Here is a 23765-nt window from a genome sequence, read left to right as displayed (position 1 = left end):
TTTTTTATATATCCTTTATAATAATATCTTATGGGATATATCAAAGGGGGATATTTCATGAAACGAAAGGTTCCGCCAGTTGAGGGCAAAGGCGGCAATTGGCAAGACTATTCAGGCTCATTGTCTAAGGGATTTCAAGATCTTAATCCATATGCACCTTATTTCTCTTATGCTTCTGCCCCGAACGTTCCTTACCTTGACCTTGGAATCTATCGAGAATCCAGGGTTAAGTCGTTGATAAAGGTACACAGTAAGGACATGTATCGGTTGCTCGAGAAGGTTAATTTTGATGGAAAATACTACCGGGTAAAGTGTGTAAATTCCGGGGAATGGGAATGCTGCTGGGACCTGGCGATCAGGGTTCAGTTTTTTGGAAAAATGCAGGGGATGGTTCTTTATCCCAAACGTCTGGTTTCCAGGAAAGAAAAAAAGATTATTTACAGGTCCATAATCCTTGTTAACCCTTACCAGCTCTGGGACGAGGCTCTTGTAAACAAATTCTGGAACTTGCAGGAAAGAGTCGAATTCCTTATATCCAGAATCCTTTTTCATGAGTGCATTCATCTTATGATCTCGCTTGGAAATATCCTGCCTTCAGGTTTCGGAAATACGGATATCTATCTTGAGTTCAGAAAGAGGCTTGAGATCTCCAACTCTAAAAAACTGTCATCTGAACGTCATGAGGTGCAGTTCCGCCTCTGGAATCTTGTCCTGTTTGGAGCTTCAGATTCCGAAAGTGAACAAACCCTGCTCGAAAGAGTTCAGGAGATCTATGAATTTCTTATTAATGAAAAATACAGTAACCAGAAAACGGGTAATGTTTTTCATTCCTCTTCTAACAATGAAAAAATAGCTCGGAAATACGCCTGGGTGGCAGGTGTCAAAGCCGGAGGTGACGTCCAGGTCAGCAAAAATGTATGGAAGGTGGAAGTCCGCAGGCTCAGTATGGCACTGAGGGGGCTATATAATGGGATTGATGTGCTGCTTGGCAATTGAACCGGATGGGTTTTTCCTTCCTTTTTCCTCTCTTGTTTTCTTATAGGGATTGATCTCATCTTTCCAGGACATTTGCTATTTCATCCATATCGGGAAGTTCATGAACCAGATATCTTTTGAAGAATATCACTCTACGTTCCTCATCAATAATTATGTTAGCCCTGTCAGAGACTCCTTCTTTTTCTCTGAATATGCCATATTTTTTGGCAACCTCACCATGCGGCCAGAAATCCGAAAGAAGTCTGATGTGTTTAATTCCCAGTTCCATGGCCCAGGCTCTCTTTGATGGTATGGGATCCACGCTTATACCAAACGCCACGGTGTTTAGGCTGGTAAACAACTCATGGTTGTTCTCCAGGGATCTTATCTGGTCTGCACAGACGTTTGTCCAGGCAAGAGGATGGAACGATAAGAGCACCTTCTTGTCTCTTAATTCATAGAGATGCACTTCTTTCTCCTTATGGTCTCTTAACCTGAAATCCTGAATTTTATCCCCGATTTTTATCTCATTCATCATAATTCCTCCTTTAATAAAATCATTTATTTAATAATAACTTTTGTTTATTAAAATCTTTTAGTTATCCAATTTTTATGGGTTTGCCGATATTGATTAGTTATTCCGGAAATCCTGAAAAAAGGAGTGAAAAGGGCTATTATTGTTTTCTCTCTTATGCTCAACCTATTCGATCAGTTTCAAAACATCTGATCCGTTTGACCGCTCTAACTTCAAAATGAAAACAAACATGAAATTCTTCAAAATAACAGGCACAAAGAAATGAAAGTACTTTTCAAATCACATTACTTTCATGCCAAATAAAAAGATCTCTTTTTCAACTTTATCAATATCAAGCAATATCCAGAGCGATAACTTTCAGAGCTGAGATATATTTTAAAATACGATGTTGACTGAGTCTCTCAGTAAAACAGTTGTCTACAAAATTCAAAATTGATTGCTTATTGACATCAAAAATAGAGGCAGAATTTGAAGATTTTAATCTTTTCTGAATACTTTATTTATAATTTGCTATGTCCACACTCTCACAATTCCTGAAAGTGGGCTTTGAACAAAAATTAGTACAAAGCCTCGTGCGTGATTCGAACACGCGACCTAGTGATTACAAGTCACTCGCTCTACCGGGCTGAGCCAACGAGGCGCAATGAAGCTGACAGCAAACTTATCTAAATACAATACTCACAGATAAACTTTATGGCAGAATCCCTCTTTCAGGAATTTGTCGCAGTGTTTCAACTGTCTGCCTTTTCCCTGAGTTTGTTGTTTTCAGAATGTTGCGGCGCATAAACCTTATGGCATTCTTTCTCTATATCTCACATAAGATGTGGCAGGAAATGGCAAAATACGGGCGCAAGCTGGTAGAACACGGGCTTGTGGAATCAAATTTTGGGAATATCAGTGTCAGAGCTGGGGATAAGATGCTTATTACCCGGAGCGGGACTGCCCTTGACGAGATCACCGGTGATAATGTTGTTGAGGTCGAAATTCAGGATACTTCATCCCTGGATATAATTGCATCTTCCGAGACTGTAGTGCACAGGGAGATCTACAGGAAGACCTCTGCCCTTGCAATAATTCACGCCCATTGCCCATATGCAGTGGTGGAGTCCTTGCTTGCCGGCCCCGGAGAGGTGATCGTTCCTGTGGATAGTGAAGGGCAGTACTTCCTTGGGAATATCCCTGTGGTAGGCGGCGGGATCGGGAGCCCGGAACTTGCAGAAAATCTGGCAGATGCGCTTTCAGGGCACAGGGGGGCTGTGGTCTTCAGCCATGGGACTTTTGCCATCGGAAGGACTTCCGGAGAGGCGTATATTGTGACAACGCAGCTTGAGCACTCCTGCAGAATAAAGTACCTGTATGAGCTTGCAGCCGTAAAAAAGTGAATATAAACAGTAAAAAGTGAGTTAAGTAAGTATTATCTATGGAGTGCACTGATAATCAAACATACAGCCTTAAGTATAAATATCAAAAGGCAGGTAAACAAGGAAATAATATAAATAAGTAGATTCAAATCGGCATAAGACGCAGGATAAGCTGCTATTCTTTCAGGCCTGTCTTCTATAACGGATATACAACTAAAAGGAAGATCCCAAGTACCATGACATTTAATGCCCTGAGACCCGTTGCCTCGAGAGTTATTGACCCGCTGGCAGATTTTTTCATAAAATATGAGGTCTCACCTGATACGATTTCCATAGTTTCCCTGATCTGTGCTTTCTTTGCGGGGCTCAGTTTTTATTATTCTCCTGTATATAACGAACTCACCCTATTAGCAGGCATCCTGGTAGTGTTTAACTCGCTTTTCGATGCCCTGGATGGGGTAATTGCACGCAAATCCAACAGGGCAACACCGAGGGGTGATTTCCTCGACCACGTAATCGACCGCTATTCGGACGTGTTTATTATCTGCAGCATTTTTTTTGCAGGTTATGTGTCCTGGCAGATAGGGGTTGCGGCAATCGTGGGCGTGCTTCTTACGAGTTATCTCGGGACTCAGGCCCAGGCACTCAATCTCGGAAGATATTACGGAGGGATCATGGGCAGGGCTGACCGTCTTGTGGTCATAATCCTTGCCGCCTTCGCCAATTCGTTTTATCCTGCTTCGATTGTAGGTTTTACCATCCTTGGCTGGGCTGTTATCCTGATTGCTGTGACCAGCCACATTACTGCAGTCCAGCGGATTATTTATATCTGGAATAGGCTGGACTGATACCTTTCAGCGTTTTTTGATTTTAGCTGGTTTCAGGGTTCAGCCGGCTAAATCGTTTTTAAATCTTTTTGATGCCTGAAAACAGGCTCCTGAGGCGGATAGGTTAATGTAAGACAAAACCCAATACTGGACTATGTCGTCTCAAGGAAAAAAGTATGAGTATCTGGAACACACTGCAGATGTAAAGTTCCTTGCCTATGGAAATACTCTGGAAGAGGTATTTGAAAACTCAGCTCTTGCTATGTTCAATGTCATAATTGATACAGGGAAGGTTTCAGGAGAGACGGCTAGAGATATTTCCCTTAAGTCCCCTGATCTGGAATCTCTGCTTGTGGACTGGCTTTCTGAGCTTTTATATCTTTTTGAGGTCGATGAGATTGTTTTCTGGAAGTTCCGGGTAGAGGAAATCAGGGAAGAAGAAGGTGAGTACTCAATAAAAGCCCTGGCATCAGGTGAAAAATACTATCCTGGAAGCCACCCCTTTGAAACTGAAATTAAGGCTGTCACTTATAATCAGCTGGAACTCGAGAAGACTGCCGCCGGCTGGAAGGCTCAGGTTGTTGTTGATATTTAAGGAGCAGTGGTTTTTGATTTCTTTATGTATGTCTGGAATGTATAGCTGCTTTTTGATTTCCTTATGTATGGCTGAAATGTATGGCCGCTATGCATGACACTCATGTATGCCTCTTGTTTATTTCTATTATTTTGCGCCATACATATCTTCATGTACGTGAATTATTATCCTATTCTGCGCTATAAATTTGGGATGAATTATTATATGCTAAATTTACCTATCCCACTTAACCGGTTAAGTGAATTTAAACAGCCAAATTTAAGTTAACTCGCTATATTAACTAATTAATTCAATCAGATTCTGACGGCTTGTTATTATTGAGCTATACTCGTTCCAGGCATTTTGTAAAATTCCTGGTTTTTAATGCAGTCTGAAAAAGTGTATCTTATTTGTGTTTCCGGAGTAATTTGTAGATCATCAAGGAAACGTAAAGTAAAAGGGTAATTTCAGGATTATATTCATATCGGGATTATATTAATATTAGGATTATATTAATATCAGAATTATATTCATAACACGTAAAGGAGCAGGGAGTATCAATTATGGTAGAGAGTGAAGATATCGGTACTGAGGAATTGGGTACGGAAAATGTACACCGAGACATAAATAGCATGGTCCGGAAGCTTTCCGATAATAGCTGGGAAATCCCGAGAGGGCACATTCCTAATATGAGGGTTCCAGGGCGCCTGTTTGTATCTGAAAATTTACTTGGAAGCATTGATCCCGGTACTATCGACCAGATTGCAAACGTTGCAACTCTTCCTGGCATTCAGAAATATTCCATGGCAATGCCTGATGCCCACCTCGGCTACGGTTTTGCTATAGGAGGCGTTGCCGCTTTTGATGCAGAGGAAGGAGTTATCAGCCCCGGTGGAGTGGGTTTTGATATCAATTGCGGGGTACGGCTAATCCGCACAAACCTTCAAAAGGAAGATGTAGTTCCTGAAATAAAAAGGCTGACTGATGAGCTTTTTAATAATATACCTTCAGGTGTCGGATCCAAAAGCCGGTTCAGGGCTTCTGACCGGGAACTTGACAGTGCGTTTCTTGAGGGTGCAAAGTGGGCAGTGGAAGCCGGGTATGGTGTGGAAGCGGATGTGGAACACTGCGAGGGGAATGGCTACCTGGAAGGAGCAGATATTTCTCATGTGAGCGCAAAGGCAAGGACCCGCGGAAAACCTCAGATCGGAACTCTCGGGAGCGGCAACCACTTTCTTGAAGTCCAGTATGTGGACGAGATTTATGACAAAGAAGTGGCTTCCGCCTTCGGACTTGAAGAAGGCCAGGTTACGGTAATGATCCACTGCGGGTCAAGAGGCGCAGGGCATCAGGTCTGCACGGACCATCTAAAAGAACTCTCTCAGGCTGTGAAAAAGTACGGGATTGAAATTCCGGACAAGCAGCTTGCCTGTGCTCCGGCTCAGTCAAGGGAAGCACAGAACTATTTCAAAGCTATGCTCTGCGCTGCAAACTATGCCTGGGCAAACAGGCAGATGATCACTCACTGGACACGCGAGTCTTTTGAAAAGGTATTTGGCAGGGATGCCGATGACCTGGGAATGAGCCTCCTGTATGACGTTGCTCATAATGTAGCAAAACTGGAAGAACATACTATTGACGGCAGGAAAAAAGAGGTTTACGTGCACAGAAAAGGGGCAACAAGAGCATTTCCCTCAGGACACCCGGAAGTTCCAGCCGCATACAGGGACGTGGGACAGCCGGTTTTAATTCCCGGAAGCATGGGGACACCTTCTTTCATACTCTGCGGTGCAAAAGAGGCTATGGACGTTTCTTTCGGCAGTGCCTGTCACGGAGCCGGGAGGATTATGAGCAGGGCTCATGCAAAGAAAGAGTTCCATGGACAGAGCATAAAAGAGAACCTTGAAGCCCACGGAATCACTGTAAGGGCAACTCACCCTTCAGTAATTGCGGAAGAAGCTCCTGGCGTGTACAAGTCCAGCAGTGAGGTAGTAAATGTCGTGCATGAACTTGGTATTGCCCGCAAGGTTGCAAGAGTAATCCCACTTGGGGTCGCAAAAGGTTAAACTGGCAGAAATTTAACCTTCTTTTTTATTTTTCCAGATTCTTTGAGCAGCCCGTCTTTCTCAGGAGTTTTAGTCTTTTGAACAGAAATCAGGTTCTCTGAATTCTTCTATTCCATATAAGTCGGAGCTGTCTGCAGATTGGTGTTCTTTATAGAACCTGAACACGATCATACTTGAATATGAAGAAGTTACAAAAGGTGTACCGTTTTCTCTGAATATATTTGAAAAATATTCTGCAAGGTTATGGATCACGTTTTCATTTTTGAAATCATGATAGATGGTTACTGATTCTTTTTCTGGTTCAAGACAGATTTCTATGTTCTTTACCAGCTGGGTTGCCAGGTACATCTTCCTGAAGTAAACCAGTAAATCTGGAAGAGACATTTCGCTTATTGATTGTTTGCACAGGCGTTCTAGTATCTTTGTCGGGTTCGGGACATCACCGGCTGCAAAAGTTTCGAACTGGGTTCGGTGCAAAGTCACAAGGTTGTATCTTTCAACATTGTATGTATTCATTAACTGGGTCCAGAACTCTGTATTATCGTCAAGTTCTCTGCAGACTATATCAAGGCAACCAAAGTGTTTTCGGATCCCTGGCATGGTCTCATTAAGAGACACTGAGAGGTTCTTTTTGAATGAGATCTGGGTTGAATTTGCCCGTCTGAAAATGTGTTCCACATCAAGCTGTTTCCATCTGGCCAGAAAATGGGCTATAAGCTGGGCAAAAAACTCTCTGTTGTTTATGGTGGCATTGGAAATAAGTATAAGGGCAGACTCAGGGTTTTGGATATCCTCACACTTGATTGATGTTCTGATTGTCCACTGGTAGTTTCTGGAAACCTTGTTAAGGTAGTCCTCTAGTTCTCTCATATCACTAATTTCAAAAGGATTAATTAGCTCATTAACCAGCTCTTCATCCGTAAGCCTTCCTTTTGTATTCCTGAAAAGCCATTCGAGCATTGTTTTATTTATTATGATATTTTCCCCGTTCTTGATTGTGTCGTTCAGTTCTTCTTTTGCGGGGGTTTCTTTTAAAAATATAATTGCTTCATCAATGCTTTTATGATACACAAGTGCTGTATCTGCAATTTCAATTGTGTCCCTGACTGCGGCGCTAAGATTCCCGTCATTGGCGTCTAGAAGGGGCTGCAACTTTTTAAGGTATTTATCATCAAGGGATATATTTTTTCTGATCAGCATATTTTCACCCAAGATGGTCTGGCTTTCCGGTCCTTTATGCTACGATCCATAGTCTGTGCCCCTGATACGAATGGCTTTTTTATCTCTTCCGGCTCAAAGCTTAGAAAATTTGTTTTATCATATATAATATATTATTTTAAAATCTAAAAATCTTTATCAGTAGTTTATATAATGGTAAGTGCTACCGAATATTAAATCTTTCTGTTTAGTGCCATTTTTTGATAATTTTTGTAAATTTATATTATTCTTCAGGAAGGTTAGTCAATCTGCAGTTACACATAATATTCCCTGTTTGGAACTTCTGACAAATCCATCTGCTTCATTATTTTTGGTTCATTACTGTATGGTCCACATCAGGTAGAACTTTCCTCCCATGTGCTAAAGTGGGGAAGTGACACCGTATCTAAAACAGATAATATCAGTTCACAATTCTTTATATATATATGTAAAACAGTGTACGACATGTAAATTAAATAAATTAGAATGTGAATGGGGGCTCGAATAGCCTTGAGAATCAGGTTACTTATTCCCTATATGCTCACAGTTTGTATGGTCTTTGTTGTCCTCTCCAGTTTCGAAAGACACTGGTTAACTCTCTGACAAATGGTGAGTCTGGAAATGGATTTGTATACCTTCTGATTGGGTGGGGGTTCTGTATAAATATCCCGTCAGGACTTTACACATCCTTAATAATCTGATCTTCTACAGGGCATATTTGTTCCCCCTCAAAAGCGAGTTGGGAGTGGATTCATCGTATCTGGCAGGCTCTTTAATACTTCCTTGTCTGTCAGGTACTTTCCTTATAATAAATAATCTGAGAATACAAAAAATTCTTTCAGGTTTAACTTTTTCTCTGTTGTTTTTTCTCTATTTTTTTATCTGTTTAAGTTTCTTTTTCTCTCATAATTTTTCTTTACTACGGAAGGAGAAATAATTCCACGAGAAAGGTACCTTTAGGGGCTGATGCACCTTCAGGGGCTGGTATGGCCTCACAGTTACCTCTACTATGGACTGGGAATGATGAGAAAACTTTGAAATAAATTACTGAATCCACGGTAAAACAAAAAAAGAAAAAGCAAAGAGAAAATGCCTCTTTGCTTCTGGATCTTGCGATCCCTTTAATATATTTTGAACTTACGTCAGTTTGGTGACCGGGTGGTTAGCCAGGTCGGCAATCTCAACGCCAAGTTCCTTTGCGGTTTCGCCAAGCATGATGTCTACCATGGCTACAGCCGGGAAAATCTGGTTGACGTTTTCGATAGGACCGTAGAGCAGGAAGTCAGAACCTGCAATCTGGGCTACCAGGTTGGTACCAATGTCTGTAGGCATGTAGATTGCTTTTGGGTCAGGCTGGGTTTTCTTGAATTTCCGGAGCCAGTCCCAGGCTGAGGCCATGTTGTGGTATCCGCCGCCTACAGGAAGGCCGAGCTTTCCTTTGATTGTTGGCACTGAGCGGATTGTTGCGCCAGAACCTGCGCCAAGGGGCATTGCAGCAACGTCGATAAGGGGAATCTTGATTCCACATTCCTCAGCGACCTGGAGCATACCTTTAGTCTGCCCGGAACCACCGACTTCAAGGATGTCAAGCTTTCCTTTTACGGTTGGGTCGGTTGCGTTGAAAGCCAGGACAATTGCGGCTTCCACATCGCTCTCTGCGAGTACGTCCATTTCTGACTGTTCAATACTTGCATTGATGGAGTTATGGATTGCCCTGTTTGCAACTCCGATTTCAGTACAGTACTTTGCTGCGAATGCACGCACTTCTCCGGCTGAGGAGTCGATCAGGAAGGGGGTCCTGTCGTCGATCCCAACGAACCAGTCGATGTAATTCTTGATTGCTTCGGGGGTTTCACCCACGATCTGATTTACGTAGGGGTTTCCTGTGGCGTCGCTCATTGACACCTGGGTGTTCCACAGAGTTTCTGCAGCGGCTCTGTCAAAGAGACCTTTGTCCTCATCGGTCACGATCTTGTGCCTTGCATAGAACATGGTACTGACTAACACGGTTGGGTATTCACCCGGCTGTCCGCCGAACTTAACTCCACCTACTTCGAAAACTTCCTGTTTCTTGTCAAACTTGAACATTTTGATCCCTCATTATATTGTGAACATTGATGATACCGAGACATAGATCAGGAAGAGGAGCAGTCCTACCACTGCGCCGTACAGAATTCCAATGTCTCTTCCGACCTTCTTTCCGATTCTCTGTGCAACTTCACTGTTGACAAACTCAACCTTTTCATCGATCTTTTCGAGCCTTTTCATTACTTCGTTAAACTCAGCTGGATCTACATACGCTGCTGGTGCTTTTCCTTCCATAGTTTCACCTCTCAAGCTTAGAGACCGGCCATTAACGGGAGTATGATTACCATCAGCAGTGAAAAGAGGAAGCCTGCTGCAAAGCCAATTATTCCGGTGGACATTACCCCGGAATCCAGCTTCTGGTTCCTCGCAATCAGCTGTGCTCTGTACCGAATGCTCTCAACAGTAGCATCAATTGCGCCCATCTGAGGGTTGAGCACCATTGGCACTCCTTTTCCGTATTCTTCTGCCATCCTCATTACCTCCCGAGCAGTAATAACCCAAGCAGGGATATGGTTACTGTCAACCCGATCATGGCACCTTCAATCTTTCCTGCATGAATCCCTGAGTGGAACTTGTTCAAGTTTCCGATGTCAAGCATCCGGGCTTCAATGCCTTTCAGCCTGCTGCGGATGACTGCAATCTCACCGGAGACCGGCCTGACTACTCCTGCCTCTTCTTCTTCTTCTCCCTCGTCGCTGATTACCACGACCATTGGTTCTGCATCAAAGGCACCAGGGTCCTTTGATGCAAGTTCCCTTACCTTGGCTGTGATTGCACCCATGTCTTCTGTGTCCAGCAGGTTTACGGTCTGGATCTGCTGCTGGAAGCGGGCAATTACCTCCTCGTTCAGGTTCTCTACATACGGGATAGCACCTACAGCACCTACAATTCTGTGGTCTTTTACACCATTTGCATGGACAGCGAGCATTGCCTGTCCTGTGACGTGCCCTTTGACTTCAGCTCCGGTTACAACCAGGAACCTGATATTGGGGTTTGCAATTATGTCGGCAACGACCTTCTCTATACCCAGGTTTTCGGTTTTACAGGACCCCGTAATTGCTGCTCCGGCATCGAGAATAGGTTTTCCTGGGAGGTGTGACGCACAGGTAATGACTGCAACACAGCCCTTTACATCGCCGACTTCATATTCCCCTTTCAGAATGGGCCATCCTGGCGCGGGTTCTCTTTTATTTACCATTTTACATACCTCCCTCGATCAGTCTCTGTATGAATATGATCAGGGCAAGCAGCCCGCTGAAGGCAAGACCTAAAACGACTCCGTAGAAAGAGTTCCCATAAATTCCTGCCATATAGGAGGTGTTTTCACGGCCGGGCCATGAGTTCATGAGCGGTTTGCTGGGCGAAAGTGAGTTTAACAGATCTTCTGCAATTAAGTCCAGTTTGTCCATTCTCTCAAAGACAGGTTCCATGGAATAGAGAACCGAGTCTGCCCTTTCTTCTGCTACAACTGCAGTGTCAGGGTCCATGACCAGGTGTACTTCGGGAGCTATGCGAATCATGCTCATTGCAATTCCTCCGCACTGGGCAGCAGCCCGGTTCCAACAACCGCGTGTGCATCTCTCTTGACAAGCTCATAGTATTTCATAAAGGCAAAAGCCCAGATAACAAGGCCTACAAAGATGTTTAATCCGGCTGCCATCAGTCCTTCATGGAGTGAAGATGCAAAACCTGCAATAACTACTGCGATGGCTGCCTTTTCAACAGCTAACATCAGAGTTCTGTCCTGTTTCTCATCAGGACCAAGGTTAGCATTGAAGGGGTGAAGGATTCCCATACCGCCTATGATAAAGATCAGTGCAATGTATCCATTGGCGACCACGTTTTGAACGACAGCCGCGTAATCAAAGGATCCTGCAATGACAACGCTTAATCCTATAATTGCCAGGGTTCCTGCACCTGCAATTTCCACCATGGCTTGTTCCATAATGGGGATACCCATTCCGATTACCTTGTTTGCAAGGACACCGATAATGGCACCTATAACTGCGGCTGCAATAAAGGACACTATGGGTCCTGCAATGCTTCCTACGGAAAGCCCGAACAGGGCAGCGACAATTCCCATACCAAGGGCGATCATACCAATGGATGGAACCCCGGTACCAAGACCGTAGCTTGCAACACGGCGAACCGCATCAGCACCCCATACAATGGCGCAGATTGCTCCAAGGCCTCCGAAGAAGGAAAATGCTGGAGGCATGAAGTGGCCCAGGTAAATCCCTGCGAGACCGCCGACTGCACCAATAGCCATTATTGTTTGTTGAGGATACCCGCCTTTGGCTCCTCCTCCTGCTCCACCTGCAGACATTTTTAGATACCTCCGAGCTGTGAAATTGCGATTACTGCCACAATGGCACAGAATATCGTTGCTATAAAGGAAGATATTACCGCCTTTGGCCACTTCTTCCACTTGGGGTCGTGGAAACCTTCGATTGTACCTCCGATGTTATAGGAGGGAATCACAGCGTTCACGAAGAAGATGCCTATTGCGAACATTGCAGCAATTCCTACAAGTTCATTCCCTGTAACCGAAGAGCTTGCGCCCGCACTGAGACCGGCAGTAATGCCCACTTCTATAAGAGAATAATATATGAGGGCTCCGCCGATTCCACCAAGGCAGCCGCCAATTACACCACTGACAAATGAGACTGTTGGAAGTCCGTGCCCCTCAGTACCCTGGGATACATACAGGTCCTGCCTGTATTTTGTAATAGGGTCGACTTTTACCTTTGCTGAGGAAGGTACACAGCCCACACCGTAGACGTAGACCCAGGTTCCGACGATCATGGTTACAGCAATCATGATCATTGCCCCTACTGCACCCGAGGCAAGAATTAGGGGAAGATCCTTTGTCACGTTCATCATGAACCCGGCACTGACAAGTCCTGTCAGACCTGCTCCGGCTGCCAGTTGCACGGTACCAGTACCGATACCGGTTGCCTGAGCCATAGCTGCAGGTGCACCACCCACAGGCACGAAGTGGACACTCCAGGAAATCAGGACGCCACCAATTACAATGAATGCCATCCAAATGATATTAGCCATAAGGGCGTCAATCATGCTGAAGCCTCCTCGGTTTTGTCTTCTTTGTAAGGCCCATATGCCTTGCGAGCTTCGACTTCAATCTTCCAGTTCCAGATAATTAAGATAAGGACAATGGCGACACCTGCGATAACAGAGAACCAACCCTGTGTGAGGCCTTTAGCAGGATCAAAAATAGTGGTAACCCAGCTACCAAGGAATACAGTCATACCAAAAGCAATGCCTGTGACAGGACCTCCGAATTTGGCACAGAACCAGGAGTTATCATACCCGTTCCTGACCCCGGATTCTCCATATCTGACAATGTTTCCCGAGTTTGAAGCATTGAGCCCGGAACCGAACTCGAACTGCTGGAATTCACGCTCTGCCCCATAGTGGACGTCACCTGTAGATGAACCAATTGCACCTACTGTAATACCCCAGATAAAGGCAAGCATGGTTAGCGGGAATGGATGTCCAAGCACGACGGTCATCATATAAGATACAATGAGGATACAGAAAGTTGTTATGAATGCGTATCCCATGATTACCGGGGTGTGACTTCTTATCATATCCAGATAAATTGGCTGCTTGAAGCGCCTCTGGCTGGCTGAACGGCCCAGTACAGAGGTGACGGCAAAGGTGCCGTGGACGCATGCTGCAACAAGGGAACCGATTACCAGTGCAAAGAGTGGAGATAAAGTAAATTCACTTATTAATACTGTAGCTACGGCTGCACCTACCGAACACATTAACGCGTTTGAGGGTGGTTCCCCCGATACCGCTTTATTATATATTCTGTGCGGAAACATCATTTGGGGGGCTAACTGGACCTGTGAGTTGGGATTACTCTGGGATCCGACATCGGATTCGAGGTCCTCTGAGGCACCTGCAATGGTTGCAGCTACGCCAATAAGTGCCAGCACTCCCATGCCTATGAGTGGTTCCATTCATTTTCCTCCTTTATGTTATTAACATGTTAATAAGCTGGATTCAAAAACGTTATACATTTTTTTAAAAACGTCTGCCATCTCATTGCAAATAAAAATGATGATGACGAGCATTAAATTTTGGATTAGAGAGGATCATTCATAAACCTTTCGAATTAAGGACGCTTTTAAAATATTATTATATGATTATATATTATACAATCAATTTTATAAGATGTAGTGGGCCGGCTAAAATAAACAAAATTCCATATATATAAAAAAAAATAAATTTTACTTTCTCCAGTATCATATAAAGATTCCGATTGTTACGAATGAATTTTTTTATTTATTTTTAATAATATATTATCTATTTTTATAATAATGGGTTATCACAACGTGGTTTTTATATTACTAACTTTTATAAAATGTAAATCTCACCAATATCCTTTATTTTTTTCAGGGACAAAAAGGACATTTTTCCGTTTCATATCTTCTAATTATTTTCGACTGTCCTTCTTCTCAGTGAAAATATATTCCTCAGGACACAACTATCTATTTATTTAGAAACTATTTATTAATTCTTTTAATAAGTAGGGCTGGTAACAATTTATTATATATAAATATGTTGGCTATATTTCCGTCTTTATAGCAATTTGAAGCCTTCTGCCCCGGGTTACATGCAAATCTCATCTTTTTTTCCGTCAGGGCACAAGTTCTGTCATAAATTTGCACAGTTTTGCCGTTTTCTGGCTGTTACGAGCACCGCAAAAGAACTTTATATCTGGTTTCCTTGCTAAATGTGTGATTTTCGGAGCTTCATCCTTTGCTGGTTCCCTTCAGGAACTAAAGGAAAATGTGGGGTCTATAGAATTATATGTCCCTAAACTGGGAATTTATAATGGTTCGGTACTTGAAAAGAAAGAACTTGAGCGTATCCTTGACGAAATGTCAGCATACTATTTTGCAGGTACTGTTCACGCCCCTTATTCTGCAGCAGATCCTAAGTACCCTGCAGCCTTGCAGGTGGATACTGCGAAAATGGGGGACAGAGAGTTTACTCTCCTTGAAGAGTCCATGTCAATTGCAAACAAAATAGGATCTCATGTAGTGGTGCTGCACCCTGGCAGAGTTGGGGCCGAGAGAGAAAAATCCTTTGCTTCAATGGTCAATAACCTCAAATTTCTTGCCTCTCTGGCTGAAGACTATGGAGTTATGCTGGGGCTTGAAAATAAGGAAGGGACAGATCCCTCGAACTTTTGCTGTGAAGCAGAAGAACTTTCTCGGACCATTGAAATTGTGAACTCCGACCATCTTAAGGCTACTTTTGATATCGGACACGCGAACCTCACCTGTGGAGGAGACTCTGAAAAACTCAGGACGTTTGTCCGGACCCTGCAGAAACATATTATTCACCTTCATTTGCATGACAACAGTGGGCAGTGGACTGAAAAATATGATGGGGACGAACATATGGTGCCAGGGGAGGGATGCGTCGATTTTTCGGCCCTCAAACTGCTTTCCGACTACAGGGGGGTCTATAACCTGGAAGTCTTCTCCCTGGAAGATGTTCAGCTTGGGAAAAAAATCGTTGAAAAAGCTCTATATTCTTAAAGCGGTTAAATTCCAAAAAAGAAATAAATGGCCGGGGTCGGTTAAGAACCTCAGCCTTTCTTAATAACCCTTTTTTAGTAGAAGTCCAGGTTAACTCCTTTCTGGCCAAGCACTTTTTTAAGCTCTTCATAAGCTGTAAAAAGCTCTTTTTTCTGTCTTCCAACGGTTTCAAGTTTTGGTTCGGCTTTGAGCCATATATCCCGCTCTCCGCTTCCCCTTGTAACAGCTACGCAGGCAAGCATGTCTCCATGTGTCAGCCTGTATACGGAATCAAGCCCTGTTGGAGTAACCCATGCCGGTGAGCTGGTTTTTAGCCTTTCCACAAGTTCGTGCCAGGTGAGAGTTCCTGAAGCCCGGAGGTTAAGCTGAAGGTGGGTGCGCTCCCCTGCAATGTTCTCATCCACGTTTTTGAGGAAAGCACTGTATGAGGGGTCTGCCTCATTGATCTCACGTGTTTCGTAGCGGGCAAGCTCTTCGGCTTCCTCTTCGAAAAAGGGCGCAAGATTAACCCTGCTTGAGGGCTTTGTCATAAGGGAGATCCCGAAGAAGGCAATGGCACTCAGGCCCATTCCCACAATAACACCGTGGCTCATCAGGGCCGGATGGATTGTTTCAAGGTAGTAAGGTGCCATGGGAGGAGTCCTTATTAAGTCCAGGGCTACAAGGGTTACCTGGACTGCAAATCCTACCAGCATCCCTGCAAAAGCTCCTTCTTTCGTAGCTCTTTTCCAGTACAGGCCTCCCATGAGAGGGAAGAAGTAGGAAGCGCTTGCAATAAAGGTTGCAATATGAATTGCATCGATAATATTGGGGATAACAAATGAGCCTGCTGTTGCAGCAAGTACAATAATGAGCACGCTGATCCTGTTTACAACCAGCATTTCCTTCATTGTAGCATCAGGTTTTATGTATCTCTGGTAAATGTCCCTTGAGATACAGGACGCTCCTGAGGTTGCAAAAGTGTCCGCACATGACATGGAAGCTGCTGCAAGCCCGATTGCGCTGAGGGCTATTACCAGGGGGGCTGAGGCGAAACGTTCACTGACAAAGGCAAGAAGCGCAGGTTCTGCCAGAGCCATTCCTGCAGGAAAACCCATTCCTGCTATTTCAGGGTAAATGGCGTTGAGAGCTATTGCAATTACAGCACATGCCGCGAAAACTACAGTGATCATAAGGGATCCTATGATCATCCCAAGACGGGCTGATTTTGCATCCCTTGCAGCCCATACCTTCTGCCAGGGGTCCTGTTCTGTGATCCAGCCCGGGATGATTGCCAGCACAAAGATAAGAACCATGGGAATGCCAATTGAGAAGGGGTTCCACCACGTAGTCGAAACGTTTCCGAAAAGCTCTGAGCTGCTTATTGCAGGAGTATTAAGGCCTCCATCAGCTACTGCTCCTACTGCGGCAAAAGCCATTGCTATTGTGAAGATCGCAAGGAAACCAAACTGGACAACATCTGTCCAGACTACCGCCGAAAGCCCGCCCAGGGTTACGTAAAGGGAGACTGCAATTGCAACGATAGCTGCAGCATAAAGAGGATCAAGACCGTAGAAGACCTGGAGCACCAGGGAGAGCCCTGTAACATCTGCTACCGCAAAAAGAATCATCACTACAGTAATGATCAGGGCAATCGGCCATCGGACTGCGCTCCCATAGCGCTGTTCCAGAAGTTCGGGTTGTGTGATTGCAGGTAGGTTCTTGATCTTCCCCACAAGTATTGCAATGATAAGAAGGGCAAGGATGTTGGGGGCGACAAAAGCCCATATAGAACCCATTCCCTGCAGCATGTAAAACCCGATAACCGCAAGAAGTCCTCCGGCTGTCAGCCATGATGCTGCAGCTGAAAATCCGAGGGCTGAGGGGCCAATCCGGCGTCCCGCAAGCCAGAAGTCAGTAACAGATTTCTGTTTTTTATTAAAGTACCAGCCAATAGCCACAAGTCCGGCTATGTAGACCGCAAGCAACGTCAAGAATATATTATAACCATCCATAAGGACACCTTTAAAAGGATCAAATAATGTATATGAGTATTATCCATTTTATAGAAATTTTTCCTGAAAATATCACAATCATTCAGGAGTACTTTGCTTTTATATATTCTCATCTTATTAAATATGGGTAAGTAAATTTTACTTCGATTCTACTACTTTATTTATTCCTTGGATGTTTTACGAGCTGCCTTTTTCAAATAAATGCAAGTTAACTTGGGTTTCATTCTTTTTGATTCTTGATTTTTGATTCTTGATTTTTGATTCTTGATTTTTGATTCTTGATTCTTGATTCTTGATTTTTGATTTTAATTCTAAATTACATTTTTTTATATGGACCGTTTTTTCGCATGGAAAACGCTTTTTTAAGCCTCTACTCCTTCTTTTTTGTTTATCCAGGCCCCCTTTATGTGAAAACGTGGCAGTTTTACTCAAAAGGTTTATATCTGTTATGTTAAAGACCACATAACCATGAAAGGTAAAATCGAAGTTTTCAAGGTAATCGCGGTTTTCTTAATCCTGATTACTATATTTGGAGGCCTTGGATGCGTTGACAACCAGGCAGAGGGCGAAAGTGCCGGAACAATTGAAAATGATTCTGGAAATCCTTCTTCAGGTTCAGGGGAAGTCCTGACGATTTTCCATGCCGGAAGCCTGAGTGTGCCCTTTGAGGAGCTTGAAGCCGAGTTCGAAGCCCAGCATCCGGGGGTTGATGTTCAGCGGGAAGCTGCAGGGAGTGCGCAGAGTGTAAGAAAGATCACCGAACTTGGAAAGCAGGCTGATGTTCTGGCATCTGCGGATTATGTCCTGATCCCATCCTTGATGATGCCGGAATATGCGGACTGGTATGCGGCTTTTGCAAGAAACCAGATCGTAATCGCTTACACGAATGAAAGCATGTACAGCGACGAGATCAATGCAAACAACTGGTATGAGGTCCTCAGGCGTCCCGGGGTAACCTACGGCTTTTCTAACCCTAACGACGATCCATGCGGCTACAGGACTCAGATGGTGACACAGCTCGCAGAGTTCTATTACGATAACAGCACGATCTATGACGACCTGATCCTGAATAAGACTGGTATGACTGCCACAACAGAGGAAAACGGGACAGTTCTGGTACACGTCCCTGCATCCGAAGCCCTCTCCCCTGACACCAGCAAGATCATGCTCAGGAGTATGGAAGTTGAACTTTCTTCTGCCCTTGAGACCGGGGAAATCGACTATTTCTATATCTACAGGAGTGTTGCTGTCCAGCACGGCTTTGAATACGTGGAGCTCCCACCTGAAATTGATCTGGGGTCTATCGAATATGCTGACAATTACTCGAAAGTCCAGGTGGAAATGGCAAACGGAGAAGTAGTTACGGGATCTCCTATCGTGTACGGTGTAACAATTCCCAAAAATGCGAAAAACCCGGAACTTGCCACTGAATTCGTAAAACTCCTCCTCGATGAGCCTGGTCAGCAGATTTTCATAGAGAACGGACAGCCTCCGATTGTCCCTGCTATTTCCGAAGGAAAAGATAATATGCCTGAAGAATTGCAGGCTCTTGTGGAATAAAGATGAACTTTCCCTGGTCCGGAAACCTGTTTCAAACACCTCTGATAAGGTGAACTTCAGAATTCAAGGACTCAGGGAATTACTTAAAAACAAAAACGGCAGTAAAAGGGTATAAGAATGAAAGCCACAACCCGAAAAATCCGTCGAATTGAGCCTATGACTTTCGTCTTTTCCCTTATCTTGCTCGTTCTTTTCCTTTTTATTTTCCTGACTCTTGCAAACATGATCTTCGGGCAATTGGTGGGGGATTTTTCGGGCCTGGTAAAAGCCGCAGGAAACAGTTCAGTAATGGGCGCTATTTTCCTCTCTCTATATGCGGGTTTTCTTGCAACCCTCCTTGCTCTTTTTCTCGGAGCTCCGACAGGTTACATTCTTGCAAGGTTTGATTTTCCCGGAAAAAGGCTGGTTGAGAGCATAATTGATGTGCCTGTTGTAGTTCCGCATACGGTTGCAGGAATTGCCCTTCTTACGGTTTTCGGGTCAAGGGGGCTTATTGGCGGACCCCTTGAACCCTATATCCAGTTCCGCGATGCTCTTCCGGGAATTGTGGTCGCAATGCTTTTCGTGTCCCTGCCTTATCTGGCAAATTCTGCAAGGGAAGGCTTCAAAAGTGTGGACCCTAGACTTGAAAATGCAGCCCGTTCTCTGGGAGCTCCTCTCTGGAAAGCATTTTTCTTTGTAACCCTCCCGCTTTCAGCAAGGCATCTCTTAATAGGCGCAGTTATGACCTGGGCAAGGGCTATAAGTGAGTTTGGGGCAGTCGTGATTATCGCCTACTACCCTATGATAGGGCCCACTCTTATCTATGACCGTTTTCTCTCTTACGGGCTTTCGGCGTCCAGACCCATAGCCGTACTGCTTATATTGGTCACGCTTTCGATATTTCTTGTAATAAGAGTCATTTCCGCAGGCTGGAGTATATATGATAGAGATTGAATCCCTTTCCCGGAAATGGAAGAATTTTTCCCTGGACGAGCTTAGCCTTAAAGTTGAATCAGGGGAATATTTTGTGATCCTTGGGCCCACAGGGGCCGGAAAAACCCTGCTTCTTGAACTGATCGCAGGTTTTCATGTCCCTGATTCCGGAAGGGTCCTGGTTGATGGAAAAGAAGTAACACACCTGCCTCCGGAAAAGCACAACCTTGCTTTTGTTTACCAGAATTATTCGCTTTTCCCTCACATGAGCGTGAAAAAGAATATCGAGTTCGGGATGAGGATGAAAAGAATCAAAGACTCGAAACGTGTTCTGGAAACTGCCCGAGATCTGAAAATCACCCATCTTCTTGACCGAAACCCTCTTACGCTTTCAGGAGGAGAACAGCAGAGAGTCGCCCTTGCAAGAGCCCTTGTCACTGACCCGAAAATTCTCCTCATGGACGAGCCCCTTAGTGCGCTTGACCCCCGCACGCAGGAAAATGCCCGGGAAATGCTTTCGGTTCTCCATAAAAAGAATAAACTGACTGTGCTGCATATTACTCATGACCAGACCGAAGCCCGCATAATGGCTGACAGGATTGCAATTGTAATGGATGGAAAGCTTATACAGGTCGGGACTCCTGAAGATATTTTCGAAAAACCGGTTAATAGCCAGGTAGCCAGTTTTGTAGGGTTTGAAAACGTGCTGAAAGGCATGGTCATCTCTGCTGACCGCGGGCTTTTACGGATTGAGACCGGAGGTGCAGTAATCGACGCATCGGGAGATATGGAGGCAGGAGATCAGGTCTATGCCTTCCTGAGGCCCGAAAACATAGCTTTAAGTAAAACTTCAACACAATCCAGCATCAGAAACTCTCTGCAGGGCAGGGTTACGGAAGTCTGGATACTTGGAGCTCTTGTGCGGGTGAAGGTTGATTGTGGGGTCCCTCTGAATGCCCTCATAACCCGGCAGTCGGCAGAAGAGATGGATCTCTCTCCGGGTGTCCCGGTCTACGCCCAGTTCAAGGCAAGTTCTGTCCATGTGCTCCGTTAAAAAGGTGAAGGTCTGTGAAAGCGAAAACAAAGCTCTGGTTTACTGAAGATGGAAGAACGGTTATGGGTGCTGGCAGAGCTGAGTTGTTGAAAACAATTGACGAAGAACGATCTCTTCGGAAAGCCTGTCAGAAACTCGGAATCTCGTACAAGCACGCCTGGATGATGCTGAAAAAAATGAATGAAGCTCTCGGCGAACCTGCGGTAGTTACTGTGCGCGGGGGAAAGGACCAGGGTACTTTCCTGACCGAGCTTGGAAGAAAACTGCTGGTTGAATACGATCTGAACAAAAAACTGATCAATGAAGCCGTAGAAGACGAAACCTCCTGGGAAAACGTAGGTTTCAAATTTTCAGCCCGAAACAAGCTTCCCGGAAGGGTACTTGAAGTCGAGAAAAGCGGGCTTGTCTCCAAGATCACCATTGAGCTGGAACCTTCAGTCCTTACCTCTGTAGTTACGGAAGAAGCAGTGGAAAAGCTGGATATAAAACCCGGAGACAGGATTTATGCGGTCATAAAATCCACTGAGGTAATGGTCGCAAAAGCTGTCAGTGAAAAAGGGCAGATAAAAACTGATTCAGCAGATTCTGATGAATAATCTCTCCGGCTGAAAATTAGTCTCTTAAAATCATTTACATCTAAAGGTCTATTCAATTCAAGGTCTATTCAATTCAAGGGTCCATAGTTATCAGGGATTCTGAGTCTTTTTATATATCTCTCAGATTAAAATTTCAAAAAAATTTTTTGAGAACTAATCGTTGAAAAAATGTTTTCCCGATTGCAAAAATCAATTGCTCTATTCCGGCTTGAGTTAACTCTCAAACCGGATGGCAACTGATTAATTGTTATTTCTCAGGTATCGTTCTCTTTTGACCCTTTCACTTCTTCTTCTTCTTCACTTTAGTCCTGTTTCTTTTTTCTTAACATGATGAAACAGGCTCCGAGAGCCATTGCAATACCTGTCCCCAGCTCATATCCTGGGAGCGTCTGTTTAGCAGGCAGGACTTCCGTGTTGATCTTGACGGTATCTGAGATCTGGTCATGTCCGTCGGCGTCTTCATACATAATCTCGCTATTAAGGGAATAAGGCTTTGCAGTTGCTGTATCATCTACATCCATTTCAAACGCAGCAACAGCGCTTTTTCCCGGGTTCAAAGTTCCTAGATAAGCCTGGTCATCGGTGGTACTGAAGGGGTCAGCTGCACTGACTCTTACAGTCGCATCTTTTGCAGGTTCTTCTCCGGTGTTTTTGTATACGACGTAAAGCATCCCGCTTTCGCCAGGGTAAAGGTCACCTGTTACATTTGTGGCTTCAAAGTAAGGTTCTTTTTTGACTTCTATCTCTATAGTCTGAGTCTGAGTCTTGTTTTCGTACCAGATGCCTACTTCCTTATTTGTCACAAGGCCTGTAATGCTATCAAATTCATCTCCTCCCACCTGAACATTGTTCTGGTACTGGTATGAAAGTTCAAGAGTCAAGGGATAGGTACCTGCAGGAGTATTTTTGTTAATCTCTATCGCAAACTTTGTGGGACTTGCGCTTTGTTTCCCCTGCTTGAGAGTGCCTGCTTGCTGGGAACCCGATTTGACCTTAATATTCGGATCATCGGATTTAAGGGTTGCAAGGATGCCTACTGCTGTTGTAGCCTGTGCCTCATACTGCATTTCTGACTGCTGGAGCATCAAATCCACATAATCTCCAAAAGTTGCTTCATTTTCAGACTTAAATCCGGATATAGTGCCTTTGTTCATCATTTCTATGTTAAGGGTTACAGTATCTCCTCTGGAATACTCATTGTCTCCAATGAGTGTTGCATTAAGGTCAGGCCCTCCGTATACTGTGTAGTAGTTTTCACTAATATCAAAATTTTCTGGTAGAGATGCCTGTGCTGGCAGGACTGCAGAGCAAAGGATCAGAAGGGTCGTGACAGCAATAAAAAATCCATTTTTATTCATTTTCATCACCTGATGCGTTCTCATTATTCTGGTTTCTTTTCCGGTGTGCATTTCCGATCTGGTAAAGGGCGATAAGGATAATCAGTACGATTGCTATGCCTGTTGTGCTGAATTTCTTCTCTGTAGCTTCAAGGGGCACATTCACTTTCATGTTTTCTGAAAAGGAAGTTTCCCCCTCTTCATCAACATATTTTATTTCGCTGTTAATGCCATAGTTTTTCACAATGGCTTCCTGGTCTGCCAAAATCTCGAATCTGGCAGTCTTTTCCTCCCCGGGTCCTACATCTCCTAGCCTTACTATAGATTTTTCAGTGCTCAGGGGACTCATGACAATTATCCGGGCCAAGGAATCTTTTGCTACGCTTTCTCTGGTGTTTTTATAGGTAACTTCAATAACTTTACTTTCTCCCTGCACCAGGCTGCCGGAAACATCGGTTACTTCAAATTTAGGTTCACTTTTTATGGAAACAGGTATTCTGAGAATTTCTGTTTTCGTTTTATACTCTCTTGTGTAATCCACATCTGTAAGCCCCAGGTTTATTACATCTGCAGTTACAGTTCGGACGTTTGCCTGGTATTCATAGGTTACAGGTAGGAGGAGTTCATAATCCCCTGCAGGTGTATCGCCATCGATTTTTATCGTATAGCTGAGGGTTGACGTATGTCCTGTTTCAAGTTCTTCCACACTCTGGACACTGGTTGTGGACTCAACTCCAACATATTTTGTTCCCGATTGGAGAGTGGCTTCGATGTCTTTTGCTGTCGTACATTCTTTTTCTTCTTTCATCTCTTCCAGTGCAATCGTTTCCTCCATGGAATCGTTTATTCTTTTCTGGTTTACGTTCAGCCTCTGAAAACCATCTATAACTCCACGATTTGCGATTTTTACCTTCAGATCGGCAGTTTCTCCCCTGCTGAACTCAGGGTCTCCTGTGATTGATACCTGCATGACCGGTTCCCCGTAACTCCTGTAATAGTCTACGGTGTACCCATGGTCTGGGATAATGAAGTTCGTTTCGTCATCGTCATCGTTTCCGAGGGCTGGAAGTGCAGTCACTGATACTAGTAATAGAATTAACGCAAACG

At 44.2% G+C, this 23765-nt stretch carries 23 protein-coding genes and 1 tRNA gene; 10 read left to right on the top strand and 14 right to left on the bottom strand.

Translation table 11 applies throughout. From position 1 onward, the window contains the following. The first annotated feature begins 57 nt into the window (after nucleotides 1–57). A complete protein-coding gene (locus tag EO92_RS04620) occupies nucleotides 58–996 on the top strand; it encodes a hypothetical protein (RefSeq protein ID WP_048169657.1) in 939 nt (312 codons plus the stop codon). 55 nt (nucleotides 997–1051) lie between these two features. Here EO92_RS04620 and EO92_RS04615 read toward each other — a convergent pair whose 3' ends face one another. Both EO92_RS04615 and EO92_RS04610 read right to left on the bottom strand, forming a co-directional pair. Continuing rightward, the gene (locus tag EO92_RS04615) at nucleotides 1052–1510 is read right to left on the bottom strand and encodes a peroxiredoxin (protein ID WP_235283185.1); all 459 of its coding nucleotides are present in this window, start codon (nucleotides 1508–1510) and stop codon (nucleotides 1052–1054) included. 566 nt (nucleotides 1511–2076) lie between these two features. Further along, a tRNA-Thr gene (locus EO92_RS04610) sits at nucleotides 2077–2150 on the bottom strand. Between the two features lie 181 nt (nucleotides 2151–2331). Here EO92_RS04610 and EO92_RS04605 point away from each other — a divergent pair. From EO92_RS04605 to EO92_RS04590, 4 genes are all read left to right on the top strand, one after another. Beyond that, complete coding sequence (locus tag EO92_RS04605) at nucleotides 2332–2892, top strand: aldolase (RefSeq protein WP_200896735.1); 561 nt, start codon at nucleotides 2332–2334, stop codon at nucleotides 2890–2892. Between the two features lie 215 nt (nucleotides 2893–3107). Then, nucleotides 3108–3719: a CDP-alcohol phosphatidyltransferase family protein gene (locus EO92_RS04600; protein ID WP_048131348.1), complete on the top strand. Its 612-nt coding sequence runs from the start codon at nucleotides 3108–3110 to the stop codon at nucleotides 3717–3719. Nucleotides 3720–3852: 133 nt separating this feature from the next. Continuing rightward, nucleotides 3853–4293 (top strand): archease, encoded by a 441-nt coding sequence (locus tag EO92_RS04595; protein WP_048169652.1) that lies wholly within the window; start codon nucleotides 3853–3855, stop codon nucleotides 4291–4293. Between the two features lie 542 nt (nucleotides 4294–4835). Next, the gene (locus EO92_RS04590) at nucleotides 4836–6338 is read left to right on the top strand and encodes an RtcB family protein (RefSeq protein ID WP_048169649.1); all 1503 of its coding nucleotides are present in this window, start codon (nucleotides 4836–4838) and stop codon (nucleotides 6336–6338) included. Nucleotides 6339–6407: 69 nt separating this feature from the next. Here EO92_RS04590 and EO92_RS04585 read toward each other — a convergent pair whose 3' ends face one another. The 9 genes from EO92_RS04585 to mtrE all read right to left on the bottom strand — a co-directional run bounded on the left by EO92_RS04585 (nucleotide 6408) and on the right by mtrE (nucleotide 13612). After that, nucleotides 6408–7538 (bottom strand): hypothetical protein, encoded by a 1131-nt coding sequence (locus EO92_RS04585; RefSeq protein WP_048169805.1) that lies wholly within the window; start codon nucleotides 7536–7538, stop codon nucleotides 6408–6410. A 1134-nt stretch (nucleotides 7539–8672) separates the two neighbouring features. After that, nucleotides 8673–9623: a tetrahydromethanopterin S-methyltransferase subunit H gene (mtrH, locus tag EO92_RS04580; protein WP_048169647.1), complete on the bottom strand. Its 951-nt coding sequence runs from the start codon at nucleotides 9621–9623 to the stop codon at nucleotides 8673–8675. A gap of 12 nt (nucleotides 9624–9635) precedes the next feature. After that, complete coding sequence (gene mtrG, locus EO92_RS04575) at nucleotides 9636–9857, bottom strand: tetrahydromethanopterin S-methyltransferase subunit MtrG (RefSeq protein ID WP_048162739.1); 222 nt, start codon at nucleotides 9855–9857, stop codon at nucleotides 9636–9638. 17 nt (nucleotides 9858–9874) lie between these two features. Next, nucleotides 9875–10099: a tetrahydromethanopterin S-methyltransferase subunit F gene (gene mtrF, locus EO92_RS04570; protein WP_011020329.1), complete on the bottom strand. Its 225-nt coding sequence runs from the start codon at nucleotides 10097–10099 to the stop codon at nucleotides 9875–9877. Beyond that, the gene (gene mtrA / locus EO92_RS04565) at nucleotides 10099–10821 is read right to left on the bottom strand and encodes a tetrahydromethanopterin S-methyltransferase subunit A (RefSeq protein ID WP_048162740.1); all 723 of its coding nucleotides are present in this window, start codon (nucleotides 10819–10821) and stop codon (nucleotides 10099–10101) included. The genes mtrF and mtrA overlap by 1 nt, the downstream gene beginning before the upstream one ends. A 1-nt stretch (nucleotide 10822) precedes the next feature. Then, nucleotides 10823–11149 (bottom strand): tetrahydromethanopterin S-methyltransferase subunit B, encoded by a 327-nt coding sequence (locus EO92_RS04560; protein WP_048131342.1) that lies wholly within the window; start codon nucleotides 11147–11149, stop codon nucleotides 10823–10825. After that, complete coding sequence (gene mtrC, locus EO92_RS04555) at nucleotides 11146–11949, bottom strand: tetrahydromethanopterin S-methyltransferase subunit MtrC (RefSeq protein ID WP_048162742.1); 804 nt, start codon at nucleotides 11947–11949, stop codon at nucleotides 11146–11148. The genes EO92_RS04560 and mtrC overlap by 4 nt, the downstream gene beginning before the upstream one ends. A 2-nt stretch (nucleotides 11950–11951) precedes the next feature. Continuing rightward, complete coding sequence (mtrD, locus tag EO92_RS04550) at nucleotides 11952–12701, bottom strand: tetrahydromethanopterin S-methyltransferase subunit D (protein ID WP_048131340.1); 750 nt, start codon at nucleotides 12699–12701, stop codon at nucleotides 11952–11954. Continuing rightward, entirely contained in the window at nucleotides 12698–13612 is a 915-nt protein-coding gene (mtrE, locus tag EO92_RS04545; RefSeq protein WP_048169645.1) for a tetrahydromethanopterin S-methyltransferase subunit E, read from the bottom strand. Before mtrE ends, mtrD begins: the two co-directional genes overlap by 4 nt. A gap of 780 nt (nucleotides 13613–14392) precedes the next feature. Between mtrE and EO92_RS04540 the strand changes: the two genes are divergently transcribed. Beyond that, a complete protein-coding gene (locus EO92_RS04540; RefSeq protein WP_048169644.1) occupies nucleotides 14393–15202 on the top strand; it encodes a sugar phosphate isomerase/epimerase family protein in 810 nt (269 codons plus the stop codon). A gap of 74 nt (nucleotides 15203–15276) precedes the next feature. Here EO92_RS04540 and EO92_RS04535 read toward each other — a convergent pair whose 3' ends face one another. After that, on the bottom strand, nucleotides 15277–17196 hold the full coding sequence (locus tag EO92_RS04535) for a sodium:solute symporter (protein ID WP_048169638.1): 1920 nt from the start codon (nucleotides 17194–17196) through the stop codon (nucleotides 15277–15279). A gap of 468 nt (nucleotides 17197–17664) precedes the next feature. On the opposite strand from EO92_RS04535, the gene wtpA reads away from it, so the two are divergent. The 4 genes from wtpA to EO92_RS04510 all read left to right on the top strand — a co-directional run bounded on the left by wtpA (nucleotide 17665) and on the right by EO92_RS04510 (nucleotide 21321). Next, nucleotides 17665–18756, top strand: a complete 1092-nt coding sequence (wtpA, locus tag EO92_RS04525; RefSeq protein ID WP_048169634.1) for a tungstate ABC transporter substrate-binding protein WtpA — start codon at nucleotides 17665–17667, stop codon at nucleotides 18754–18756. 117 nt (nucleotides 18757–18873) lie between these two features. Continuing rightward, entirely contained in the window at nucleotides 18874–19692 is an 819-nt protein-coding gene (locus EO92_RS04520) for an ABC transporter permease (RefSeq protein WP_082098482.1), read from the top strand. Continuing rightward, nucleotides 19679–20725 (top strand): ATP-binding cassette domain-containing protein, encoded by a 1047-nt coding sequence (locus EO92_RS04515; protein WP_048169632.1) that lies wholly within the window; start codon nucleotides 19679–19681, stop codon nucleotides 20723–20725. The genes EO92_RS04520 and EO92_RS04515 overlap by 14 nt, the downstream gene beginning before the upstream one ends. Nucleotides 20726–20739: 14 nt before the next feature. Next, a complete protein-coding gene (locus EO92_RS04510) occupies nucleotides 20740–21321 on the top strand; it encodes a TOBE domain-containing protein (RefSeq protein ID WP_048140081.1) in 582 nt (193 codons plus the stop codon). Nucleotides 21322–21623: 302 nt separating this feature from the next. Here EO92_RS04510 and EO92_RS04505 read toward each other — a convergent pair whose 3' ends face one another. Then, nucleotides 21624–22679, bottom strand: a complete 1056-nt coding sequence (locus EO92_RS04505) for a COG1361 S-layer family protein (protein WP_048131334.1) — start codon at nucleotides 22677–22679, stop codon at nucleotides 21624–21626. Continuing rightward, entirely contained in the window at nucleotides 22672–23736 is a 1065-nt protein-coding gene (locus EO92_RS04500; RefSeq protein WP_235283184.1) for a COG1361 S-layer family protein, read from the bottom strand. The genes EO92_RS04505 and EO92_RS04500 overlap by 8 nt, the downstream gene beginning before the upstream one ends. Between the last annotated feature and the right edge of the window lie 29 nt (nucleotides 23737–23765).

The organism is Methanosarcina sp. 2.H.A.1B.4 (assembly GCF_000979385.1).
GTDB lineage: Archaea > Halobacteriota > Methanosarcinia > Methanosarcinales > Methanosarcinaceae > Methanosarcina.
Note: the sequence above shows the minus strand (reverse complement) of the source record. Positions and strands in the feature narration are given on the sequence as shown.